Raw genomic sequence first — 18,319 nt, 5'->3', positions numbered from 1 at the left:
GGTCAGGACTCCTGGTCGTGCCGATTGGCCCGCTCTTCCAGCTTGTTCTGCAGGTGCGATAGCACCGTGGCCAGAATCCAGTAGATCAGCGCGGCGGCAAGATACATGGTGAATACTTCGAAAGTCCGGGCGGTAATCAGTTGCGCCTGGCGAAACAGTTCCGGCACCTGAATGGTGGCGGCCAGTGCCGTGTCCTTGACCAGCGAAATGAAGCTGTTGCCCAGCGGCGGCAGCGCCGTGCGCATGGCCTGCGGCAGGATGGCCCGGCGCAGGGTTTGCGCGCGGGTCATGCCGATGCTCGCAGCGGCTTCCCACTGTCCACGTTCGATGGAACCGATCGCCGCACGCAGGATTTCACAGGCGTAGGCAGCCATGTTCAGCGAGAAGCCGATCAGCGCCGCCGGCAGCGGATCCAGTTCCAGACCCAATTGCGGCAAACCGTAATAGATCACGAACAGTTGCACCAGCAACGGCGTGCCGCGAAAGAACGACACGTAGATGCGGGCAATCCAGCTCACCAGTTTGAAGCGCGACAGGCGCATCAAGGCCAGGCCGAAGCCCAGCAGCAAGCCGAAGAACATGCCGCCCAGACTGAGGATGACCGTGTAATACGCGCCCTTGAGCAGAAAGGGCGCGGAGTCCAGTGCGAGTTGGAAAGCTTCTTCCATTATTTGGTGACGTCAGCGTTGAAGTATTTCTTCGACAGCTTCTCAAGGGTACCGTCGGCACGCAGCTCGTCGAGAGCCTTGTTCACCGCAGCCAGTAGCTCAGGCTCGCCTTTGCGCAGGGCGATACCGGATTCCTGACGGGAGAATGCTTCACCGGCAGCCACGGTTTTCGGGGCTTTCTTGGCGTATTCCAGTGCGGCCAGACGGTCGATCAGGATGGCGTCGGTGCGGCCATTGTTCAGGTCGGCGAACTTGGTCGGATCATCGTCGTAGGTGCGCACGTCAGCGCCCGGCACATTGGCGCGGACCCACTGTTCGTAGTTGGTGCCCAGGCCGACACCGACTTTCTTGCCGGACAGGTCGGCGGCAGTCTTGATGTTCAACTTGGCTTCCTTGTCCTTCAGCACCAGCGCCTGAATCCCGGAAACGGTGTACGGCTCGGAGAAGTCATATTTCTTCTTGCGTTCGTCGGAGATGGTTACCTGATTGACCACGACGTCCAGACGTTTGGATTCCAGCGCCGCGAGGATACCGTCCCACTTGGTCGGTTGAATCTTGGCTTTGACGCCCAGCTTTTGCGCCAGGGCTTCGGAGAGTTCGACTTCGAAACCGGACAGCTTGCCGTCGGCGTCAACGAAGCTGAACGGTGGGTAAGTGCCTTCCAGGCCGACGTTGATAACGCCTTTGTCCTTGATCTGTTGCAGTTGCTCACCGGCGGATGCCTGGCCGATCAGGCCGGCGCTCAGTGCAAGGCCCAGCGAACCTACCAGCAGATTGCGACGTAGTGCGGAAAAATTCATGACAAGCCCCTGTGTTTTCTTATGGAAGACGCTTAAGGAAAGTTGGCGAATCCGGGAATTGAACGACTGCGTTATCGTGCCCTAAAGCAGCTTATGCGTCTTGCCCGAAATTCGCCTGCGGCGAGACTATAAGATGCCTGCTTTAGACTTGAAAATACTTAATATCTGAAATGTTATTCTTTTATGGAATATTCGCTGTTCGCGAAAAAGATCGCAGCCTGCGGCAGCTCCTACATTTGAAATGCGTACTCCTGTAGGAGCTGCCGCAGGCTGCGATCTTTTGATCTACCGGTTACAGGAAATCCCGATACGCAAACAACGCCGGCGCCCCACCGGTATGCAGGAAAATGATCGGCCCTTCATCAAAACGCTGGCGGCCGATCCCGTCGAGCAACCCGGCCATGGCCTTGCCGGTGTACACCGGGTCGAGCAGCACCGCGTCCTGACTGGCCAACAGTTTCACCGCCGCCAGTGTCCCGGCATTGGGTTCGCCGTAACGCGGGCCAAAGTATTCGTCCCACAACTCGACCTTGAAGTTCACTGGCAATTTCACACCCAGCAGCTCCGCCGTGCGTTCGGCCAGACCCTGCACTTTCGGGCGTTGATCTTCTTCGCTGCGCGAGACCGTCACGCCGATTACTGGCAACTGCGGGAGCGCTTCACTCAAGGCCAGCGCCAGACCACTGTGGGTCCCGGCGCTGCCCGAGGCCAGCACCACGGCGGCGAAATTCAGGCCGGTGTCCTTGATCTGCTCGGCCAGTTCCAGGCCGGCACGTACGTAGCCCAATGCACCAAGGGCATTCGAGCCACCGATCGGCACCAGATACGGTTTTTTGCCATTGCTGCGCAGGCGCACGGCGAGTGCGGCCAGTTGTTCTTCGGCGTTGTCGAGGTTGTCCACCAACTCGACCTTGGTGTCGAACAGGTCGAGCAGCAGGCGGTTGCCGTTCCCGGTGTAGTTGCTGTCGTCGGTGCCCAGCGGATTTTCCAGCAGCGCGACACAACTAAGGCCGAGTTTGGCCGCCAGCGCGGCGGTCTGGCGTACGTGGTTCGATTGCAGGGCGCCGGCGGTGATCAGCGTGTCGGCGCCCTGGGCGAGGGCATCGGCGGCGAGGTATTCGAGTTTGCGCAGCTTGTTGCCGCCCATGGCCAGCGGCGTCAGGTCATCGCGTTTGATGTACACATCGCGGCCCAGCCAGGCGGACAGGCGTTCAAGTTTTTCCAGCGGCGTGGGTTGGCCGAGCAGGTCGAGACGGTTAAAGCGATCCAGCTGTTGTTTGATCATGAGCCCGTACTGGCGGAGAAAGATGACAGGACTATAGGCACGCCGTTTTACCGGGGCAACCGAGAATCGCTTATAGCCAAATGTGCTTAGCCCAGCACTATCGGTTCTTAATTCGCCCTCACGGGCATGCCGTAAAGTAGTCGCCGTTGACGCGGCCAGACCGTCCGGCCGCCCGTGAGGAGTTTTTACCGTGAGCGAGCGTTCCAGCCATTGGCAATTGCAGACCATCGTCAGCCAACTGCGTACCGCGCGGGATCAGTGGCGTACCCAGAATGGCCGGGCCAGCGGCGAGCAGGGTGGCCGTGAGTTACCGTCTCGCGCCGCGATGGCTGAGATTCTCGAGGCGCTGTGTGGTGCGTTGTTCCCGATGCGGCTGGGGCCGGTGGATCTGCGTGAGGAGAGTGAGGACTTCTATGTCGGGCATACCCTCGATGCAGCCCTGAATGCGTTGCTGGCGCAGGCGCGGCTGGAGTTGCGTTATGTCGCGCGGCACAGCGCTCAAGGCGATGCTGATGTCGAAGCTCAGGCGATCCGTATCATTCAGGATTTTGCCCTGGCCTTGCCGGGCCTGCGCAGCCTGCTCGATACCGACGTGCTGGCCGCCTATCACGGCGATCCGGCGGCGCGCAGCGTCGATGAAGTGTTGCTGTGCTATCCGGGAATTCTGGCGGTGATTCACCATCGTCTGGCGCACCATTTGTACCGCGCCGGGTTGCCGTTACTCGCGCGAATCAGCGCGGAGATTGCGCATTCGGCCACCGGCATCGATATCCATCCAGGCGCGCAGATCGGCCGCAGTTTCTTCATCGACCACGGTACGGGTGTGGTGATCGGCGAGACCGCGATCATCGGCGAGCGTGTGCGGATCTATCAGGCCGTGACTCTGGGTGCCAAGCGCTTCCCGGCGGATGAAGACGGGCAGTTGCAGAAGGGCCATCCACGGCATCCGATTGTCGAGGACGACGTGGTGATTTATGCCGGCGCGACAATTCTCGGGCGGATCACCATCGGCCAGGGTTCGACCATCGGCGGTAATGTATGGCTGACGCGCAGCGTGCCGGCGGGGAGCAACCTGACTCAGGCCAATCTGCAGCATGATGACGGGACGCAGAAGTAATCCACTCAACAAACCCCTGTAGGAGCTGCCGAAGGCTGCGATCTGTTGATCTTCAAAAAACACATCAAAAGATCGCAGCCTGCGGCAGCTCCTACAGGTATGGGCAAAAGGCCATTTTGCCGTTGAACGAATCCCCTCCAGCCCGCGTCATACTCCTCCCTGGGCTACTGTAGGAAAACTACCGCCTGGCCCTGCGATTAGTCCTTACCACCCTATCCATGTTTAACTTGAACGTTCATTCAAGTTAAACCGGTGGTTCGCTGCCCGCTCACAACAGGAGGCTTGCCTTTGCTGAGTCCGATCATTTCAGCCACGTTTCAACCCCTCGAGGTGCACGTTTCATGAGTGCATCGTCTACCCCCGCCAGCGGTCTGGTGCGCATGAATCCGCCGGTGTTCTACTTCGCCGCGACGGTGATTCTGCTGTTTGGTCTGGTTGTCATCGCCATGCCGGAGCAGGCCGGCGCCTGGTTGCTGGCTGCGCAAAACTGGGCGGCCAACACGGTCGGCTGGTACTACATGCTCGCGATGACGCTGTATCTGGTCTTCGTGGTGGTCACCGCGTTATCGGGCTACGGCAAGATAAAACTCGGTGCCGACCACGACGAACCCGAGTTCAGTTACCTGTCCTGGGCCGGCATGCTGTTTGCCGCCGGGATCAGCATCACGCTGTTCTTCTTCTGCGTGTCCGAACCGCTGACCCACATGCTGCAACCGCCGCAAGGCGAGGCCGGCACTGCCGATGCGGCGCGGCAGGCGATGCAGATTCTGTTTCTGCATTGGGGCCTGCACGGCTGGGGCGTGTTCGCCTTCGTCGGCATGGCGCTGGCCTATTTCGCTTACCGGCATAACCTGCCGCTGGCCTTGCGTTCGGCGCTGTACCCGCTGATCGGCAAGCGCATCAACGGCCCTATCGGTTATGCGGTGGACGGCTTCGGTATTATCGCCACGGTGTTCGGTCTCGGAGCCGACATGGGCTTCGGTGTGCTGCACCTCAACTCCGGTCTGGACTACCTGTTCGGCATCGCTCACACCCAGTGGATTCAGGTCGGCCTGATCACGCTGATGATGGGCGCGGCGATCATCGTCGCCGTGTCGGGTGTGGATAAAGGTGTGCGGGTGATGTCCGACATCAACATGCTGCTGGCCTGTGCGCTGCTGCTGTTCGTGTTGTTCGCAGGTCCCACCCAGCATCTGCTCAACACCTTGATCCAGAACCTCGGCGATTACCTCGGCGCGTTGCCGATGAAGAGTTTCGACCTCTACGCCTACGACAAGCCAAGCGACTGGCTCGGCGGCTGGACGGTGTTCTACTGGGCCTGGTGGATCGCATGGTCGCCGTTCGTGGGCCTGTTCATCGCGCGGATTTCCCGTGGCCGGACCATCCGCGAATTCGTCTTCGGCGTGCTGCTGATTCCGCTCGGTTTCACCCTGGCGTGGATGTCGATCTTCGGCAACAGCGCCATCGATCAGGTGCTCAACCACGGCATGTCGGCGCTGGGCATGTCGGCCCTCGACAATCCGTCGATGAGCCTTTATCTGCTACTGGAAACCTACCCGTGGAGCAAGACCGTCATCGCGGTGACGGTGTTCATCAGCTTCGTGTTCTTCGTCACTTCCGCCGACTCCGGCACCGTGGTGCTCTCGACGTTGTCGGCCAAGGGCGGCAACCCGGACGAAGACGGGCCGAAATGGCTGCGAGTGTTCTGGGGCGCGATGACCGCGTTGATCACCAGTGCGCTGCTGTTCTCCGGCAGCATCGATGCGCTGAAATCGGCGGTGGTGCTGACCTCGTTGCCGTTCTCCTTGATTTTGCTGCTGATGATGTGGGGCCTGCACAAGGCGTTCTATCTGGAATCGCAGAAGCAGATTGCGCAGTTGCATTCGCTGGCACCGGTCTCCGGTTCGCGGCGTGGCACGGGTGGCTGGCGCCAGCGCCTGAGTCAGGCAGTGCACTTCCCGTCGCGCGACGAGGTGTACCGCTTCATGGACACCACGGTGCGCCCGGCGATTGAAGAAGTGACGGCGGTATTCGTCGAGAAGGGCTTGAACGTGGTCACGCAGCCGGATCCGGCGCACGACAACATCAGCCTGGAAATCGGCCACGGTGAGCAGCATCCGTTCATCTATCAGGTGCAGATGCGCGGCTATTTCACGCCGTCGTTTGCTCGGGGTGGCATGGGGTCCAAGCAACTCAACAACCGCCGCTACTACCGCGCTGAAGTGCACTTGAGCGAGGGCAGTCAGGACTACGATCTGGTCGGCTACACCAAGGAACAGATCATCAACGACATCCTCGACCAATACGAACGTCACATGCAGTTCCTGCATCTGGTGCGTTGATCGGCAACTGAGCGCCGGGACGTTTCACGACTCGGCGCTCAGCACCATGAACAACACCATCGCCGCCATCGGCACCCCGAACACCGCACTGCCCACCGCGATCTCCGAACCCAGCGGCTGCCCGGCATGCACCACCCCCACCGCACCATTGATCACCGTCAACGCCAGCCATAGCGCGGCGAAGCTGTAGGCCAACGTCTGCCGGCTGAAACCGACGCGCTCGCCGATGTAGAGCATCAGAGCGAGCAGGACCAGGCCGAAGAAGATGATGATGGCGGTGTGCATGATCGGGATCTGCCTGGTAGGGATGTGTTGTATGGCTGGGCCTCATCGCGAGCAGGCTCGCTCCCACAATGGACCTCGATTGTTCACTGATTCCGTGTTCACAGCTGATCTCTGTGGGAGCGAGCCTGCTCGCGATAGGGGCGCCTCGGTGTCATTTAGAGCATAGCCAAGTCAGCCCACATCAATACAAGCCAGGCTCAATTGTCGGCATAACGAAGACACTGTAGGAGCTGCCGCAGGCTGCGATCTTTCGCTTTTAGAAGCCAGAATCAAAAGATCGCAGCCTGCGGCAGCTCCTACAGAGGTTGTTGAGTCATGTACTTTCGCGCTCGATCAACTGGCACTGCAGCAGATTCAGCCGCTGCACATCATCGCTCGGCAACACCCCAAGGCTTTCCAATACCCGCGTTGCCGCCAGCACGCCGATCTCCAGTGCCGGTGGTTTGATCGTGCTCAGGCTCGGCAACAGCATTTCGGCGAACGGGTAATTGCCGAAGCCGAGCACGGCGCAGTCTTCGGGGATCTTGATGCCTGCGCGTTGCCCGGCGAGCAGGCCGCCGGCGGCGAGGTTATCGTTGGCGAAGATGATCGCATCGGGGCGGGGGGAGGCGTTCATCAGCGCTTCCATCGCTTGCTTGCCGGCTTCGAACGGCGCGCGGTCGGCGTCCGGGGCGAATACCCACGGCTGCAGTCCGAACTCGCGCACGGTGGCGGCATAACCGTCGCGACGTTCGAGGGCACTGAGGTCACCAGGGGCGCTGTTCTGCACGAAGGCGATGCGGCGATAGCCTTTGTCATGCAGATAACGGGCAGCGGTCACGCCGACTTCATAGTGCGAAAAGCCGATCTGCATCGGCTCGCGATCCGGCTGGTAATCCCAGGTTTCGATCACCGGAATATCCGCTTCGGCGATCATCTTTTCCGTGCCCGAACTATGGAAATGACTGGTCAGCACCAACGCGGCCGGCGACCAGCCAAGAAATGCGCGCACGGCGTTTTCTTCCTGCTCGGTGCTGAAGTAACTCGACGCCAGCAGCAGCTGATAACCGTGGCGGCTGAGGGTGTCGCTGAAGCCCTGAATGGTGTTGGCAAAGATCGGCCCGGAGATGTTCGGAATCACCATGCCGACGATTTTCCCTCGCGCCGAGGCCAGTCCGCCGGCCACCAGATTCGGCACGTAACCCAGCTCGGCCACCACCGCTGCAATCCGCTCGCGGCGCTCCGGCGAGACCGATTCCGGCTGATTGAAGTAGCGCGACACGGTAATCGCCGACACACCGGCCTCGCGCGCCACCGCGTTCAGGGTCACTCGTCCGGCGCCACGGCGTTTGCGGGGCTTTTCCTGGCTCAAGGCTTGATCCTTCTTAAAAACCAAAACGCATATAAAAGTAATTTTTCAGTATTGGACGCTCTATGCCGAGCTTGCCAATACTGGCGATGTTAGCGCTAACAAGGCGCATTGTCTGCTACTCGCTCGAGCGAATGCCCAAGACACCGATTCAGGCGCTGTCGTCGCAGAACGGCAGCGGTTCAGGGCCAATTTCGAGCGGGCAATCATGCACAACATTCCTGGGGCGACACACAAACTGGCGCAGTCGATTCGCGCCGCTGGCTGGATCTTTACCGGGCTGGCGGCGTTGCCGCTGCCCACGGCTTTCGCCGCCGACAGCAGCGAACAAGAGCCGACCCTCAAGTCCGTCACAGTCACCGCCACCCGCCGTGAAGAGTCGCTGCAGAAGGTGCCGGTGGCAGTCTCGGTGATCGACGGCGAACAACTGGAACGCGACAACCGCAACGGCGTGGCGAGCATCGTCCAGCAAGTGCCGTCGCTGAATTTCCGTACCGGTGCGTCGAACAAGGACACCTCGTTGTTTGTGCGAGGCGTCGGCACGATTTCCACCTCGCCCGGCGTCGAGCCAACAGTGGCCACGGTGATCGATGGCGTGGTCTATGCGCGTCCCGGTCAATCGACCCTTGATCTGCTGGATCTGGAACGCGTCGAAGTGCTGCGTGGCCCGCAAGGCACGCTGTTCGGCAAGAACGCCTCGGCCGGTGTGCTCAACATCACCAGCAAGGCGCCGACCAACGAGACCCACGGTTACATCGACCAGTCGTACTACAGCGGTAACGAAAGCCGCACCCGCTTCGGCATTGGCGGCAGCCTGATTCCGGACACGCTCAAGGGTTCGATCAGCACCCTGTTCGGTAGCTACGACGGCAACGTCGACAACAAAAATAACGGCCAGGAGGTCAACGGCTACAACCATCGCGGCGTGCGCGGCAAACTCGAATTCACCCCGAACGATGACGTGACCTTCACCCTGATCGCCGACTACATGCAGTCCCACGACGACGGCCCCAACGGCGTCGTCAGCAAGTCGCTGACCCCGGCCTTCGCCAACGCGCTGAGCCCGGTCTACGCCAGCAGCCACAACCGCGACATCAACACCGACACCCGCAGCCATGTCGAGGACACCAACAAAGGCCTGTCCGGCCAACTCGACTGGCAACTGGGCGATTACACACTGACCTCGATCACCGCGTGGCGCGGCTGGGACAACACCCAATATCAGGATGGCGATCGGCTGAGCACGATCACTGCAGCGTTCCCCGGCACCGCCGACAAAGGCGATCTGGCCTTCGACCAGTACTCGCAAGAGCTGCGCCTGGCCTCGCCGAAAGGTGAGTTCCTTGAATACGTTGGCGGCCTGTTCTACATGCATGGCAAGGATGACGAGACTTATCAGCGCACCTTGACCACCACCACGCGCACCGACCGTGGCGTCGCCGATTACAGCACCACCAGCGACAGCTACGCCGCGTTCGGCGAAGCCACGTTGAACTTCACCTCGGACTTTCGTGGCATCGCCGGCCTGCGCTACACCCACGATGATCTTGAATACGATCACCGCCGCATCTCGACATCGGCGACCACGGTCAGTGGTATTCAACCTGCAACCAGCAGTTCCGGTTCGGTAGACGAGGACGGCTGGTCCGGCCGGCTCGGCGTGCAGTACGACCTCAGCGATGCGGTCACCACGTATCTGACCTATTCGCGTGGCTACAAAGGCCCGGCGTACAACGTGTTCTTCAACATGCAGCCGCGTGACACCGAAGCGCTGAAACCGGAAACCTCCAATACCTGGGAGGCGGGGATCAAGGCCACCAGCTTGAACAACCGGCTGACTACCAACCTCGCGGTGTTCCACAGCGATTACGACAACTACCAGGCGAACTTTTTCGACACCGTCGCCGGGCAAGTGGTGACGCGCCTGATCAACGCCGGCAGCGTCAGCACTGAAGGCGTCGAACTCGATTACGCCTTGCAGGCGACCCAGCAACTCAAGTTCTCCGGGGCGCTGGCTTACACCCGCGCGCGTATCGATCAATTCAGCTGCCCGGCAGGTGCGGCGGCGTCGTGCAACGTCAACGGCAAGCCACTGCCGTTCAGCCCCGACTGGAAAAGCTACGTGCGTGCCGACTACAGCATCCCGCTGGACAACGGCCTCGATATCGAACTCGGCACCGACTACAGCTGGCAGAGCGAGGTGCAGTACGACATCAGCCAGAACGCCGACACCAAACAAGGTGCCTACGGCATCTGGAACGCCAGCGTCGCTCTCGCCGACTACAGCAACGGCTGGCGCGTGGCACTGCTGGGCAAGAACCTCGCCGACAAGTCCTACTCACCGTTGCTGGCCAGCGGCGGCAGCTACATCTACCGCGCTGTGCCACGGGATGACGAGCGTTACTTCGGCGTGCAATTGCGCAAGGATTTCTGAGATGAGCAGACAGTTGAAACTCGGCGCGTTTCTCATGGCCACCGGGCACCACGTCGCCGCGTGGCGGCACCCGCAAGTGCCGGCCAATGCCGGTCTGGATTTCGCCCACTACAAGCGTCTGGCGCAGATTGCCGAGGCAGCGAAATTCGACACGCTGTTCGTTGCCGACAGTGTTGCCGCGCCGACTCAGGACATCGCCAGCCGCATGGCGCGCTCGGATCACTTCGAACCGCTGACCTTGCTCTCGGCCCTGAGCGCGGTGACCGAGCGCATCGGCCTGATCGCCACGGCGACCACCAGCTACAACGAGCCGTACCACGTGGCGCGCAAATTCGCCTCGCTCGATCATCTGTCGGGCGGGCGTGCGGGGTGGAATCTGGTGACCTCGGACAACGCCGCCGAAGCATTGAATTTTGGTCGCGACGAGCACATCGGCCACGCCGAACGCTACAGCCGTGCCCGCGAGTTTCATCAGGTGGTCACCGGGCTGTGGGACAGTTGGGAGGACGATGCCTTTGTCCGCGACAAAGCCAGCGGCGCCTATTACGACCCGGCGAAGTTGCACGTGCTGGATCACGTCGGCGAGCATTTTCGGGTGAAAGGCCCGCTGAACGTGGCGCGCTCGCCGCAGGGACAACCGGTGATCGTGCAGGCCGGTTCATCGGAGACCGGGCGTGAGCTGGCGGCACAGACCGCTGAGGTGGTGTTCACCGCGCAGACTTCGCTATCGGGCGCGCAGGCGTTCTACGCCGACCTCAAGGGGCGTCTGGCCAAGTACGGACGCAGTGCCGATTCGCTGAAAATCATGCCCGGGGTGTTTGTCGTCGTCGGGCAGACAGAAGCCGAAGCGCAGGAAAAATGTGAAACGTTTCAGCAATTGGTCGAACCGGAGGTTGGCGTGGCGTTGCTTGGGCGTATGCTGGGCAACTTCGACTTGTCGAAGTACCCGCTGGACGGCCCGCTACCGGATTTGCCGCTGACCGACAGCGGCCAGCAGAGCCGGCAGAAATTGCTGACTGAACTGGCGGGGCAGGAGAATCTGACCCTCGCCGAATTGGGCCGCAGGATTGCCGGTGGGCGCGGGCATTACAGCCTGATCGGCACCCCGGCGCAGATCGCCGACCGTTTGCAGGAGTGGTTCGAACAGGGCGCGGCGGACGGTTTCAATGTGCTGGTGCCGCACCTGCCGGGCGGGCTCGAAGATTTCGCCCATGGCGTGGTCCCGGAACTGCAACGGCGTGGGTTGTTCAGAACCGAGTATGAGGGCCGAACCTTGCGCGAGAACCTGGGCCTGGCCCGACCGCAAAACAGATTTGTGTAAATCCCCTCACCACAAAGTTGAAATTCACCCTCAATTTGCTGTTAATCAAACAAGAGAGGATTCGATGACTTACACCGCTGCCGAAAACCGCTACGACTCCATCCCTTACCGCCGCGTCGGCCGCAGCGGTCTGGTGCTGCCGGCGCTGTCGCTGGGCCTGTGGCACAACTTCGGCGACAGCACGCCGATCGACACCCAGCGCGCCCTGCTGCGCACCGCGTTCGACCTGGGCATCAACCACTTCGACCTGGCCAACAATTACGGCCCGCCGTACGGCAGCGCCGAGATCAATTTCGGTCGCCTGCTGCGCGAAGACTTCAAGCAGTACCGCGATGAACTGATCATTTCAAGCAAGGCCGGTTGGGACATGTGGCCCGGCCCGTACGGTCAGGGCGGCGGCTCGCGCAAATACGTGCTGGCCAGCCTCGACCAGAGCCTGCAGCGTCTCGGTCTGGACTATGTGGATATCTTCTACTCGCACCGCTTCGACCCGGACACTCCGCTGGAAGAAACCGCCAGCGCCCTCGCCACCGCCGTGCAACAGGGCAAGGCGCTGTACATCGGCATCTCGTCGTACTCCGGGGTGAAAACCCGCGAGATCGCCGCGCTGCTCAAGGAATGGAAGGTACCGCTGCTGATTCATCAGCCGGCGTACAACCTGCTCAATCGCTGGGTGGAAAAAGACCTGCTCGACACCACCGACGAACTCGGCACTGGCGTCATCGCCTTCACCCCGTTGGCGCAAGGTCTGCTGACCGACAAGTACCTCAACGGCGTGCCGGCGGATGCGCGGGTCAATCGCCCGGGTGGCGGTTCGCTGCAGGCTTCGCACTTGTCCGAGGCCAACATTGCCCACGTGCGCGCGTTGAACGAGATCGCCAAACGTCGCGGCCAGAGCCTGGGGCAACTGGCGCTGGCCTGGACCCTGCGTGATCCGCGAGTGACCTCGGCGCTGATCGGCGCGAGCCGGCCGGAGCAGATCATCGAGAACGTCGGCGCGTTGAAGAATCTGAGTTTCAGTGCTGAGGAGCTGGCGGAGATCGACCGCTTTGCCCAGGAGGGCGGGATCAATCTTTGGGAGAAGCCTTCGACGGCGGAGTAATCGGCAACGCAAAAGATCGCAGCCTGCGGCAGTTCCTACAGAGGAACGCATTCCAATGTAGGAGCTGCCGCAGGCTGCGATCTTTTGCTTTTAAAAGTAAGGAACATCCCCCAACACCGTAGCCCGCTGCATCACCCGCCGCGCAGGCCGGTAATCATCCACCGCATAATGCTGGGTCACACGGTTGTCCCAAAACGCAATGTCGTCCTGCTGCCAGCGCCAGCGAATGGTGAACTCCGGCCGCGTTGCGTGGGCGAACAGGAACTCCAGAATCGCCTCGCTCTCGGTGTCCGATAGCTCGTTGATCTTCGAGGTGAAGCCTTCGTTGACGAACAACGAACGGCGTCCGCTCACCGGGTGAGTGCGGATCACCGGGTGCGACAGCGGTGGGTTCTTGCGTCGTGCCTCTTCCCACTGTGCCAGCGCTTCCGGCGTGTTGCCGTAGCGCTCCAGCGGAAACGAGCGAGTGAAATCGTGAGTGGCGGTCAGGCCTTCGAGCAGAGTTTTCATTGGTGCCGACAGCGCTTCATAGGCGGCAATTCCGCTGGCCCACAGGGTGTCGCCGCCAAATTCCGGCAACAGCTTGGCACTGAGCACCGCGCCCATCGCCGGGGTCGGCAGGAAGGTCACGTCGGTGTGCCAGATCGCGTTGTCGCGCACGTCGGTGACGGCGGTGTCGAGGATCAGCACTTCCGGCTGCTCCGGCACGTTCGGGTAAATCGGATGGATGTGCAGGTCGCCGAAGTACGCGGCGAAACGTGCCTGTTGCGAAGGCTCGATCGGCTGGTTGCGGAAGAACAGCACCTGATACTTGAGCAGCGCCTGCTCGATGGCGTCGCGCTGTTCCAGGTTCAATGGCTGGCTGACGTCGACGCCGCTGATCTGCGCGCCGAGGGCCGAGCTTAATGGGGTGATGGTCAGGCTGCTCATGGTGGTTCTCTTCAATTCCAGGTACCCCTTGTAGGAGCTGCCGCAGGCTGCGATCTTTTGATCCTGATCTTTTAAAAACAAGATCAAAAGATCGCAGCCTGCGGCAGCTCCTACAGGGGAGGATTCACAAATGCTTTAGTGGGTTTGGCCGTGCCACGGCACCAGTTTGCGCTGCAGGGCGCGCAGGCCCATTTCCATGGCGAAGGCGATCAGGGCGATCACCAGAATCCCCAGCACCACCACATCGGTGACCAGAAATTGCGCAGCCGACTGCACCATGAACCCCAAACCGCTGGTGGCGGCGATCAGTTCGGCGGCGACCAGGGTCGACCAGCCAACGCCCAGACCAATGCGCACACCGGTGAGAATGTCCGGCAGGGCGCTGGGCAAAATCACGTGGCGAATCAACTGTGCGCGAGTCGCACCCAATGACTGCGCAGCGCGCAATTTCGCCGGGTCTACAGTGCGCACACCGGTCGCGGTAGCGATGGCGATCGGCGCAAAAATCGCCAGGTAGATCAGCAGCACTTTCGACAACTCGCCGATGCCACACCAGATCACGATCAGCGGCAGATAAGCCAATGGCGGAATCGGCCGGTAGAACTCGATCAACGGATCAAGCACACCGCGGGCAATACGGTTGGCGCCGATGGCGATGCCCACCGGCACTGCGGTCAGGATCGCGAAACCGAGGCCCAGACCGATGCGGCTCAGGCTCGCGCCCAGGTGCTGCCACAGGGTCGAATCCATGTAACCGGTGGTCGCCAGCAACCAGCCTTTTTGCAGGACGGCGGACGGTGGCGGCAGGAACAGCGGTTCGATCAAACCGCTGGCAGTCACGGCCCACCAGATCACCAGCAAGGCGAACAGGGTCAGCAGGCTGATCCACCGCGTGCTGAGGCTGCGCCGCACGGGAATCGCCACCGATGGGGTTTTCACTGCCGGGGCGGAAACGTCGTAACTGCTCATGCGCGCTCCTGCCGTTGTACGGCGCTGCGTTGCGAGAACACTTTGCTCAGCACGTGCTCGCGGGTTTCGATAAAACGCGGGTCGGATTTGATCGCCCGCGCCGCCTCACCGGCAGCGTAGCGTTGACCGAAATCCAGATGCAGACGCTCGACGATCTGCCCCGGATTCGGCGCCAGCAGAATCAGGTCAGTGGCGAGGAATACCGCTTCTTCGATGTCGTGGGTAATCAGGAATACCGGTTTTGCGGTGCGCTGCCAGACTTGCAGCAACAGTTCCTGCATCTGCTCGCGGGTGAATGCGTCGAGGGCGCCGAAGGGTTCGTCCATCAGCAGCACGCGCGGGTCGGCGGCGAGGGCGCGGGCCAGGCCGACGCGCTGTTTCTGGCCGCCGGAGAGTTGCCAGATTCGGCGGTGTTCAAAACCTGTGAGGTCGACCAGCGCGAGCATCTCGCGGGCGCGCTGTTCGCGTTTGTCCTTGGCGACACCGGCCAGTTCCAGACCGAACGCGACGTTGGCCAACACATCCTGCCAAGGCAACAGCGCGTCATCCTGGAACACCACGCCACGTTCGGCGCTCGGGCCTTTGACCGGCACGCCGTCGAGGGTGATGCGCCCGGCGCTGGGTTCGACGAAGCCGGCAATCAGGTTCAACAGCGAAGTCTTGCCACTGCCGGACGGGCCGAGAGCGACCAGCAATTGCTGAGGCCCGAGGGTCAGGGAAATGTCCGCCAGTACCGGTTCCGGGCTGCCGGGATACTGTGCGCTGATGCGCTCCAGCTGTAGCAAGGCCATCGCAGTGAACTCCCGATCAGTTGGTGATGTATTTGGCGCTGACGGACGGCGCGTAGTCCGGCAGTACGGCTTCGACCTTGCCTTGCTCCTTGAGGAACGCGGCGGTGTCGGTAATGGCTTTGGTGGTCGGCGCGCCGAGTGTGATCACCTGATCAGCCGCCAGCGGGTAGACGTTGCCCTGCAGCAGCAATGGAATGTCGCTGGCCTTGGCACCGGAGAGCTTCACCAGCTTGTCGACGTGTGACTGGTCGGCGACCCAGGCTTGTGGATCCTTGCGGTAATCGGCGTAGGCGTCGAGGGTGACCTTGGCGAATGCGGTGACGATTTCCGGGTGCTTCTCGGCGAAGTCCTTGCGCACGATCCACGCGTCAAAGGTCGGCGCGCCGAACTTGGCCAGTTCGCCGGAGGTGATCAGCACTTTGCCGTTTTCCTTGGCCACACCGAGGGCCGGATCCCACACGTAAGTGGCGTCGATATCACCGCGTTTCCACGCGGCGATGATCGCTGGCGGGGCGAGGTTGAGCACGGTGACTTTCGACGGGTCGATGTTCCAGTGCTTCAACGCCGCGAGCAGGCTGTAGTGACCGGTGGACACGAACGGCACGGCGATTTTCTTGCCGACCAGATCCTGCGGGGTCTTGATCCCGGAACCGTCGCGGGCGACCAGTGCTTCGGCGGCGCCGATCTGGGTGGCGATGAGGAAAGTTTCCACCGGAACCTTGCGGGTGATGGCGGCGGTCAGCGGGCTGGAACCGAGGTAGCCGATCTGCACGTCACCGGACGCGATGGCGGCGATGATGTCGGCGCCGTTGTCGAACTTGCGCCAGCTGATGTCGGCCTTGGTGGCTTTTTCGTAGGCGCCATCGGCCTGGGCGACTTTCGCCGGGTCGACGGTGGTCTGGTAAGCGACGGTGAGGTCGGCGGCCTGCGCCAGAAAGCTCGCAGCAGCCAACGAGGCCACGGCCAGCAGGCGAAGCGGGAAATTCAGTTTCATGGGGGAGTGCTCCAAATCAGGCGACCGACGATCGGCGTAAAAGGAGACTAAATGATCTAAGAATCTAAAAATAAATAACTTTTTAGACTTAGCTTATGAGCGGAAAAATCTAAAGATCAAAAGATCGCAGCCTGCGGCAGCTCCTACTGGGTGTACGCATATCCCATGTAGGAGCTGCCGCAGGCTGCGATCTTTTCAAAGACAGCGCTTAGTTACTGATCGCCAGAATGCTCGCCTGATACGACCCGACAAACACATCGAAATCGCCAACCTCGTTCTGCTCAAGCTCCGCCTGTTGCGCCAGCGACGAACGCGCCAGCTCCTCGAACTTCGCCTGTTCATCCGCCGCCAATGGCTCGCTGCGGAAGAACTCGGCATGCGCCTGGCTCTGACGCAGGGAGAATTGCGCGAAGCTTTCCTTGTGCTCAGCCATGGCCGCCAGCACTTGGGCCGAAGGGGTCAGGGACGAATCCTTGACCTTGGCCAGTTGCGCGTCCAGCGCCTTGCTGTGTGCGTCGCCGCCATGGCTCTGATCAAGCAATGCCGCCAGCGGTGCGATTTTTTCCAGCAGCTCGGCTGCCCAGACCTTCAGCTCGACCGCTTCGCCGTCACGCTGCAATTGCAGGCCCGGACGGCGACCTTCCTTGACCACGCTGAGGAAGTTCGAGGTGGCGTTGCCGCAACTGTTGTTGGTCAGCAACGAGCTGTCGTTCAGCGCGCAGTACAGCAGGAACGCGTCGAGGAAGCGTGATTCGGTGACGTCGATGCCCATTGGCAGGAACGGGTTGATGTCCAGGCAACGCACTTCGACGTACTGAATGCCACGGGCCATCAGGGCCTGGATCGGCCGCTCGCCGGTGTAGGTCACGCGTTTCGGGCGGATGTTGGAGTAGTACTCGTTTTCGATCTGCAGGATGTTGGTGTTGAGCTGTACCCACTCGCCATCCTGGTGCGTGCCGACTTCCACATACGGCGGATACGGCGTGGCCACTGCTTTGCGCAGGCTGTCGGTGTAGCTCGCCAGATCGTTGTAGCACGGCGTCAGGCCGGCCTGGGCGTTGCTCTGGTAACCGAGGTCGCTCATGCGCAGGCTGGTGGCGTACGGCAGATACAAGGTGTCCGGATCCAGTTGTTCCAACTGGTGCGAACGGCCGCGCAGGAAGCCTGCGTCCAGCGCCGGCGAAGCACCGAACAGGTACATCAGCAGCCAGCTGTAGCGGCGGAAGTTACGGATCAGCGCGATGTACGACGACGACTGGAAATCGCGGTCGGTGCCGACGTAACCCTCGGCTTCGCGCAGCAGCGGCCAGAGCTTTTCCGGCAGGGAAAAGTTGTAGTGAATCCCGGCGATGCACTGCATGGTCTTGCCGTACCGCAGGGCCAGGCCCTTGCGGTAAACGTACTTGAGCTGACCGATGTTGGAGGTGCCGTAATAGGCGATCGGGATGTCTTCCTCGGCCGGCAACGGGCACGGCATCGATGGACTCCACAGGTACTCGTTGCCGAGCTTGCTGTAGGCAAAGCGATGAATCTTGTCCAGGCTCGCCAGCGTATCGGCCGGATCGGGCAGGGCGGGGGTGATGAATTCCAGCAGCGACTCGGAGTAGTCGGTGGTGATCTGTTCGTTGGTCAGCGCGGAACCCAAGGCTTCCGGGTGCGGCGTTTGCGCCAGACGACCTTCACTGGTCACGCGCAGACATTCACGTTCGATACCGTGGAGGCACTGTTCGAGCAGAGAGAGGTTGGCGCGCTCGCCGAGCAGAGCCAGGCGGCGGTTGAGAAGTTCGCTCAATTTGGATTCCTTCACGCGTCAGTCGCCCCAATATGGGGGTGGGCAGGACGGTCTACAAGGGTGAAGTTGAAACTGGCGTTTTCGCCTGGTTTTCTAGCCGGTCAGCCACACACATAAACTGTAGGAGCTGCCGCAGGCTGC

At 61.3% G+C, this 18,319-nt stretch carries 15 protein-coding genes; 5 read left to right on the top strand and 10 right to left on the bottom strand.

Annotation, left to right across the window (positions count from 1 at the left end; translation table 11 throughout):
• Positions 1-2: 2 nt before the first annotated feature.
• From tcyL to JN524_RS23370, 3 genes are all read right to left on the bottom strand, one after another.
• Positions 3-668 carry a cystine ABC transporter permease gene (gene tcyL, locus JN524_RS23380; RefSeq protein ID WP_003220607.1) on the bottom strand — a complete coding sequence of 222 codons (666 nt, stop codon included), beginning with the start codon at positions 666-668 and terminating at the stop codon, positions 3-5.
• Positions 668-1,468 (bottom strand): cystine ABC transporter substrate-binding protein, encoded by an 801-nt coding sequence (tcyJ, locus tag JN524_RS23375; RefSeq protein WP_202370864.1) that lies wholly within the window; start codon positions 1,466-1,468, stop codon positions 668-670. The genes tcyL and tcyJ overlap by 1 nt, the downstream gene beginning before the upstream one ends.
• A gap of 292 nt (positions 1,469-1,760) precedes the next feature.
• Entirely contained in the window at positions 1,761-2,753 is a 993-nt protein-coding gene (locus tag JN524_RS23370) for a D-cysteine desulfhydrase (protein ID WP_202370863.1), read from the bottom strand.
• Positions 2,754-2,943: 190 nt separating this feature from the next.
• Between JN524_RS23370 and epsC the strand changes: the two genes are divergently transcribed.
• Positions 2,944-3,870: a serine O-acetyltransferase EpsC gene (epsC, locus tag JN524_RS23365; RefSeq protein WP_103368657.1), complete on the top strand. Its 927-nt coding sequence runs from the start codon at positions 2,944-2,946 to the stop codon at positions 3,868-3,870.
• Positions 3,871-4,250: 380 nt separating this feature from the next.
• Positions 4,251-6,212: a choline transporter BetT gene (gene betT / locus JN524_RS23360; protein ID WP_202370929.1), complete on the top strand. Its 1,962-nt coding sequence runs from the start codon at positions 4,251-4,253 to the stop codon at positions 6,210-6,212.
• A gap of 24 nt (positions 6,213-6,236) precedes the next feature.
• Here betT and JN524_RS23355 read toward each other — a convergent pair whose 3' ends face one another.
• Together JN524_RS23355 and JN524_RS23350 are read right to left on the bottom strand one after the other, a co-directional pair.
• Positions 6,237-6,497, bottom strand: coding sequence for a hypothetical protein (locus JN524_RS23355; protein ID WP_003220613.1), 261 nt, complete (start codon positions 6,495-6,497; stop codon positions 6,237-6,239).
• Between the two features lie 313 nt (positions 6,498-6,810).
• Complete coding sequence (locus tag JN524_RS23350; RefSeq protein ID WP_202370862.1) at positions 6,811-7,848, bottom strand: LacI family DNA-binding transcriptional regulator; 1,038 nt, start codon at positions 7,846-7,848, stop codon at positions 6,811-6,813.
• Positions 7,849-8,053: 205 nt separating this feature from the next.
• Between JN524_RS23350 and JN524_RS23345 the strand changes: the two genes are divergently transcribed.
• From JN524_RS23345 to mgrA, 3 genes are all read left to right on the top strand, one after another.
• Positions 8,054-10,279 (top strand): TonB-dependent receptor, encoded by a 2,226-nt coding sequence (locus tag JN524_RS23345; protein WP_202370861.1) that lies wholly within the window; start codon positions 8,054-8,056, stop codon positions 10,277-10,279.
• A gap of 1 nt (position 10,280) precedes the next feature.
• On the top strand, positions 10,281-11,600 hold the full coding sequence (locus tag JN524_RS23340; protein ID WP_202370860.1) for an LLM class flavin-dependent oxidoreductase: 1,320 nt from the start codon (positions 10,281-10,283) through the stop codon (positions 11,598-11,600).
• A 64-nt stretch (positions 11,601-11,664) separates the two neighbouring features.
• Positions 11,665-12,702: an L-glyceraldehyde 3-phosphate reductase gene (gene mgrA, locus JN524_RS23335; protein WP_202370859.1), complete on the top strand. Its 1,038-nt coding sequence runs from the start codon at positions 11,665-11,667 to the stop codon at positions 12,700-12,702.
• A 90-nt stretch (positions 12,703-12,792) separates the two neighbouring features.
• Here the strand turns inward: mgrA and tauD are convergent, their stop codons facing one another.
• The 5 genes from tauD to gshA form a co-directional block, all read right to left on the bottom strand.
• Entirely contained in the window at positions 12,793-13,632 is an 840-nt protein-coding gene (gene tauD, locus JN524_RS23330) for a taurine dioxygenase (protein ID WP_202370858.1), read from the bottom strand.
• 135 nt (positions 13,633-13,767) lie between these two features.
• Complete coding sequence (tauC, locus tag JN524_RS23325) at positions 13,768-14,601, bottom strand: taurine ABC transporter permease TauC (protein WP_103368663.1); 834 nt, start codon at positions 14,599-14,601, stop codon at positions 13,768-13,770.
• Positions 14,598-15,392 (bottom strand): taurine ABC transporter ATP-binding subunit, encoded by a 795-nt coding sequence (gene tauB, locus JN524_RS23320; protein ID WP_202370857.1) that lies wholly within the window; start codon positions 15,390-15,392, stop codon positions 14,598-14,600. Before tauB ends, tauC begins: the two co-directional genes overlap by 4 nt.
• 16 nt (positions 15,393-15,408) lie before the next feature.
• Positions 15,409-16,386: a taurine ABC transporter substrate-binding protein gene (tauA, locus tag JN524_RS23315; RefSeq protein WP_202370856.1), complete on the bottom strand. Its 978-nt coding sequence runs from the start codon at positions 16,384-16,386 to the stop codon at positions 15,409-15,411.
• 208 nt (positions 16,387-16,594) lie between these two features.
• Positions 16,595-18,178 carry a glutamate--cysteine ligase gene (gene gshA / locus JN524_RS23310; protein ID WP_202370855.1) on the bottom strand — a complete coding sequence of 528 codons (1,584 nt, stop codon included), beginning with the start codon at positions 18,176-18,178 and terminating at the stop codon, positions 16,595-16,597.
• Positions 18,179-18,319: the final 141 nt, after the last annotated feature.

This window comes from Pseudomonas sp. MWU318, from assembly GCF_016756945.1.
In the GTDB taxonomy this organism is placed as follows: Bacteria; Pseudomonadota; Gammaproteobacteria; order Pseudomonadales; family Pseudomonadaceae; genus Aquipseudomonas; species Aquipseudomonas putida_A.
This window is presented reverse-complemented; position numbering and strand designations above follow the sequence as displayed.